The organism is Desulfopila aestuarii DSM 18488, assembly GCF_900143695.1.
GTDB lineage: Bacteria > Desulfobacterota > Desulfobulbia > Desulfobulbales > Desulfocapsaceae > Desulfopila > Desulfopila aestuarii.
The window spans coordinates 1-5,287 of sequence record NZ_FRFE01000076.1 but is presented as its reverse complement, the minus strand read 5'-3'; the positions used below and the strand labels follow the sequence as shown (position 1 = coordinate 5,287).

8 protein-coding genes are annotated in these 5,287 nt (G+C 48.9%); 6 read left to right on the top strand and 2 right to left on the bottom strand.

The window, feature by feature from the left end:
• A partial coding sequence (locus BUF15_RS26150) for a transposase (protein WP_200802507.1) occupies positions 1-181 on the bottom strand: 181 nt, incomplete at its 3' end.
• Between the two features lie 332 nt (positions 182-513).
• On the opposite strand from BUF15_RS26150, the gene BUF15_RS26145 reads away from it, so the two are divergent.
• The 6 genes from BUF15_RS26145 (at position 514) to BUF15_RS26120 (ending at position 4,824) form a co-directional block, all read left to right on the top strand.
• A complete protein-coding gene (locus BUF15_RS26145; RefSeq protein WP_073617280.1) occupies positions 514-1,335 on the top strand; it encodes an AraC family transcriptional regulator in 822 nt (273 codons plus the stop codon).
• A gap of 42 nt (positions 1,336-1,377) precedes the next feature.
• A complete protein-coding gene (locus tag BUF15_RS26140) occupies positions 1,378-2,151 on the top strand; it encodes an alpha/beta hydrolase (RefSeq protein ID WP_073617284.1) in 774 nt (257 codons plus the stop codon).
• Positions 2,152-2,153: 2 nt separating this feature from the next.
• Positions 2,154-2,798 (top strand): DNA-3-methyladenine glycosylase family protein, encoded by a 645-nt coding sequence (locus tag BUF15_RS26135; protein ID WP_143170907.1) that lies wholly within the window; start codon positions 2,154-2,156, stop codon positions 2,796-2,798.
• A 158-nt stretch (positions 2,799-2,956) separates the two neighbouring features.
• The gene (locus BUF15_RS26130) at positions 2,957-3,682 is read left to right on the top strand and encodes an AzlC family ABC transporter permease (RefSeq protein WP_073617278.1); all 726 of its coding nucleotides are present in this window, start codon (positions 2,957-2,959) and stop codon (positions 3,680-3,682) included.
• Complete coding sequence (locus BUF15_RS26125; RefSeq protein WP_073617276.1) at positions 3,672-3,980, top strand: AzlD family protein; 309 nt, start codon at positions 3,672-3,674, stop codon at positions 3,978-3,980. The genes BUF15_RS26130 and BUF15_RS26125 overlap by 11 nt, the downstream gene beginning before the upstream one ends.
• Positions 3,981-4,257: 277 nt before the next feature.
• The gene (locus BUF15_RS26120) at positions 4,258-4,824 is read left to right on the top strand and encodes an NAD(P)H-dependent oxidoreductase (protein ID WP_073617274.1); all 567 of its coding nucleotides are present in this window, start codon (positions 4,258-4,260) and stop codon (positions 4,822-4,824) included.
• A 130-nt stretch (positions 4,825-4,954) separates the two neighbouring features.
• On the opposite strand, the gene BUF15_RS26115 is transcribed toward BUF15_RS26120, so the two are convergent.
• Positions 4,955-5,287: IS30 family transposase (locus BUF15_RS26115; protein ID WP_143170906.1), on the bottom strand; the 333-nt coding region annotated here is incomplete at its 5' end.

Below are 5,287 nucleotides of genomic sequence, written 5' to 3'. Positions count from 1 at the left end.
GGTCCGGCTGCAGATGCCCTTCCAGCACTTTGCTCTCCTTCTGCCGAGCCAAATCATGCAACACCTCACCAAGGTGTTTTCTCAGCTGCCCATAAAGCGTTTTCTTTCGACACTTCGGTATCCACACGACGTGGTACTTGCATTCCCACTTCGAGTGGCTTAAACATTGTGTGTTGTTCATGAAGCCTCCTTCTCGTGACTTTGAGCGGTCCACGAGAGCGGAGGCTTCTTCATTTTGCAGGAACCGTCAAACTTTTGTAGTCCCCCGGCAAAGCCGGGGGACTACCTAAAGGAAATTAAGATGGTTCCAAACGACCACCTCTTTTCTTCATCTCTTAGCATTATAGAACAAATACTACATCTGTACCTTTTTCCCTCTAGCTCCGTGACACCCCAACCTCATGCGTAACTGCCGATAGGACGTGGACACCTTTCTCCTTACCGGTTATCGTATATGTATTTATACAAAGTACCAACGATCAAAGAACTGGCAGCCACCAAAAGTCGATTGAAATGATACAGGAAAAAGCCACTCTCAGCCGCTCGGCAAATCTGGACAACCTGCTGCTCTTTCAGGCACGATACCAGCACTTCAGGTTTGACAGGCATTTTCATGACGAATTCGCCCTGGGTGTAATGGAACATGGGGTGCAGAAGTTTCACTGCCGCGGGATCGAGCAATGCGCACCGAAAGGAACACTCATCACTGTCAATCCCGATGAAATACATGACGGTATGTCAGCTGACCAGGGTGAGTTTCGCTATAGGATCCTGTATATCCCTTATGCCCTGCTTCAACGGATCGGTCACGGAATGGTGGCCGAAGGGCGGAGCCACTGCTTTAAAAATCCCGTAACATTTGACCGACAGCTTGCCATTAAGCTGAGTGCTCTCTTTATGATGCAGGCTGACCCGCAAAGTGAAGTTCTTGAACTTCAATCCTGTCTCTACCCTATTGTCGCAACCATTCTCAGCCGGCATGGCACCGAGCGAGACCGTTTGCCCTGCTACACGAAAAAACCACAGCCCGTAGCAAAAGCATGCGAGTTCATCAATGATCTGGCACAGGAGCCTCTCACCCTCGACGATATTGCGAGCGCAGCTGCTCTATCGAGGTACCACTTTTTGCGACTTTTCTCGGACGCCATGGGAGTCTCACCATACGCGTTTCTCCTTCACAGGAGACTGCAGATTGCCCGGGAGCAAATACGAGCAGGCTGTTCGCTGGCAGATGCCGCTCTGGCTGCCGGTTTTGCTGACCAGAGCCATATGAGCAAAAAATTCAAAGCGGCATATGGCATTACTCCCCGCCAATACCAAAAGGCTGTCTGCTGACAACAGCCTAAAAAGGTGCTGATTCAAGGTGAAACAAAGCTTATGCTCAAATTCTCCGTTTCACTACTCCTCATCTGTTCTATCGCCTATATTGGCATCTGCCTGCTGCTATACCTGATGCAAAGGCGGATGATGTATTTCCCCACGCCCCCGACAGACAGTGATCTGGCCGAGGTTATCTGGCTTTCAAGCGCAAATGAAAAGGTCAAGGTCTGGCATGTCTCCCGTAACAGTGAGAGGGCAATCATCTATTTCGGCGGAAATGCAGAAGATGTCGCGCTCAACATTCCTTCTTTTATCAATATATTCCACGACCAGTCACTCTATCTGCTCAACTACCGTGGGTACGGTGGCAGCAGCGGCAGACCGACAGAACAGGGTTTGTTCACAGATGCGCAAACACTCTTTGATACTATCCAGAAGCGCCATAGTCATATTACCGTCATCGGCCGAAGCCTTGGAACAGGGGTAGCAATCTGTCTCGCAGGCAGCAGAAATGTCCAGTCACTCATCCTGATCACCCCCTACGATTCAATGGCGGAAGTCGCCTCAAATCACTATCCATTTTTTCCTGTTTCCCTACTCCTCAAGGACAAATATGACTCGCTTGGCTGGGTAAAGAATATTACTGCCAAAACTCTTATACTTATTGCCGAGTACGATGAAATAATCCCAAGAAGGAGGTCAGTCCGCCTGGCCGAAGCGTTTCGGCCCGGACAGGTTCAAGTTGAAGTACTAAACAGAACAGACCACAATACGATTTCAGCCTCTCCCCGTTTCGGTGCTGTTCTTAACAGTTTTGCCAGCAGACAATAAACATGTGTACCAAAAAGATGGCATACCCGCCGATCAGTCAACAGCAGGCCATGGAGACACTTTGCAGTGTCGAACCCTCATTCATTCAGATTATTGAACAATACGGTACTCCACCTCTTTGGCATCGGGAGGAAGGATTTGCCACATTGATACAGATTATCCTGGAGCAGCAGGTGAGCCTGGCATCAGCCAAGGCTGCATTCGATCGACTCGAAAAAGCCTCAAATCCTCTCACTCCCGGCCGGTTTCTTCAATTCAGTGACAGCGAACTGAAGAAAATAGGGTTCAGTCGTCAGAAAACCCTGTACGGAAGGCATCTTGCCACAGCCCTTGAAGAGGAGCAGCTGAAGCTGGACTCCCTTCATTCTCGTAACGATGACGATGTACGCAGGGAGTTGACAAAGATCAAGGGTATAGGCATCTGGACGTCAAACATCTATCTGCTTATGGCTCTGCAGCGACCGGATATCTGGCCCAAAGGTGATATCGCCCTGGCTGCCGCCTACAGGGAATTGAAACAGCTTGAAAAGCGCCCTTCTAGCGAGACTATGGAAACTATCAGTGTTCGCTGGGCTCCGTACCGTTCAGCCGCTGCCCGACTTCTCTACCATTATTACCTCAGCCGAAGAGAGATTCAGACAGGGTGATCCAGCCCTGCATCCGCCCGCTTTTTTTAGCAATTTAAGCCCCGCGAAATAGAGTCTCAATATGCATTTTTATTTTTTGTGACTCTCAATTCCATTCGAGCCACATTCAGCAATATCGTACAAGATTTCCATACTGGGTGTGCAGTATCTTCTGTCGTATGAAAACTACAACCCAAATTCATGATAATGTTGACCAGCTCAAGGCCGGTTTCATCGCCAACATTGTTGTCGCGGCCAGTGTTGCAGCGTACGGCAGTGTGCTGGGGATCGTTGCTGCCAGGAAGGGCTTGTCCTGGGCTGAGCTGCTGATGATGAACCTGAGCGTATTTGCTGGTTCAGCGCAATTCGTCATGGTTGATATGTGGCTGCCGCCGCTGCCTGTTGCCGAAATTACGATGGCTGTTCTGGTCATCAACCTCCGCTATCTGCTGATCGGCGCTTCACTCAACCCGTTATTCGAAGGGTGTTCCCTGAGACACAAGATATTTTTCATGCACCTCGTTGCAGATGAAAACTGGGCAATGACGATGGCACACTTTCAGAGATCCCATATAACAACCTGGTTTCTCCTTGGAGGAGGGCTCTGTGTTCAGGCTGCATGGTCACTTGGGACAATTACAGGGCATAGACTGGGTACCGTTATCAAAAATCCGGAACAATTTGGTCTCGACTTTGCCTTTGTCGCGGTTTTCACAGCTCTGGTTTTCAGTTTCTGGCGTGGCAAGCGGGATAGTGTGCCATGGCTGATAACTGCGGTTATAGCACTTATTGCCGAAAAACTATTGCCTGGCAAATGGTACATACTTTTGGGTGGGCTGAGCGGAGCGCTGGCTTCAGCGGTACTGATAAAGAACGACAGGGAGGACGCCGGCGATGTCCAGTGAAACAAGCCTGCCCCTGCTGGCGATAGCAGCGGCGGCAACGGTCACCTATGCTCTCAGGCTAGGCGGATTGCTTCTTTCGGACAGACTGCCCAAGACCGGAAGGTTCAAGCAGTTCATGGATGCGCTGCCAGGGACCATTCTCCTCTCGCTCATCATGCCGGCAGCACTTTCAGCCGGCTTGTGGGGATGGATTGCCACCATCTGCACCGCACTGTGCAGTCTCCGCACTGGCAACATTTTTCTCTCAATGCTTGTTGGGGTTGTCATCGTTGCCCTGAGCAGAAATTATGGCCTATAGGTTACAGGTACCGATGGTAAAAGTGATGATGATATTATGAAGTCGCCTTTTCAGGCCAGTCTCATAAGATGGATGGATATCAAGTCCACTACCATATTGACAGACAACATTCCGGATCCTTATTAGTTAATATGGCTGTATCAATCGTTGTGAAACAATGGAGTAAAAAATTACCAATTTATGGGATATCGTTCGACTACGCTCCGCTGGACTCATTGAAGCTCGTCTGTTCCCTCAACCCATGAGCTTCAATACACAACCTTACTAGGGAGTAACCATGCAAAAGCCACGCATTCTCATCAACCTGTTTCACCCACATATTCATGAATCAAGAGGAAACAGAATCCTTGCCGGGAGTGTTCGCGATCTGCAAAATGTAACATTTCGGAATCTCTATACAGAGTATCCAGATTTTAAAATCAATGCGAAAAATGAACAGCAGTTGTTGGTGGATCACGATCTCATTGTATTTCAGCATCCGTTCTATTGGTACAACTGCCCTTCCTTGATGAAAGAATGGCTAGACAGGGTCCTGGAGCAAGGGTTTGCCTATCCTCCAGGTGTTGGAGACAAATTGAATGGAAAGCATTGGCTAACTGTACTCACAACAGGTGGCCCCGAAGATGCTTATCGTTCGGGTGGATTCAACAACTACACGATCAGCGAGTTGCTACGTCCATTTCAACAAACTGCAAACCTATGTGGCATGAAATGGCTGCCCCCACTCATTGTACACAGTGTTTTACCGGAAGGAATAGAAGGGTTCAAGAACATCACCAATGATGAAATAAGGAAGTACGCAGAAGAGTACAAAAGCTTTCTCGATCAGTATACAATTGAATAGGCTATCGACCGTATCCTCTCTCGGACGAGCAATGCCGATGCGCTCCATAGCTACCGGGTGTTGTTGAACGTTATGTTATGCAGGCGCCTGAAATGTTTCATCAAGGAAGAATCTATGAATACAGCTGGAGTCACGTAATAAGTGCAACGCGTCGACCAGTAAACGCCTCCAGAGGCGTCAGGCCGTTCAGTACTTTTCTTGGTGTTAGGTTTAGCACGAACACTCCGTCCTGAATCTCCTGCTCTGAGAGAGTGGCAAAATCGAACCTTTTAGGCCAGAATCTGCGGAGTCTGCCATTGGTGTTTTCATTCGTCCCTCTCTGCCAGCTTGCATATGGCCTGGCGAAGTATATTGTTGCCCCAGTCTTGTTTGAGACTCGAGCATGGTCTGCAAATTCGCCACCATTATCCAGTGTTACTGTCAGTGCAGAGTGTACTTTACCGAGCATGTTAATCAGTGCATC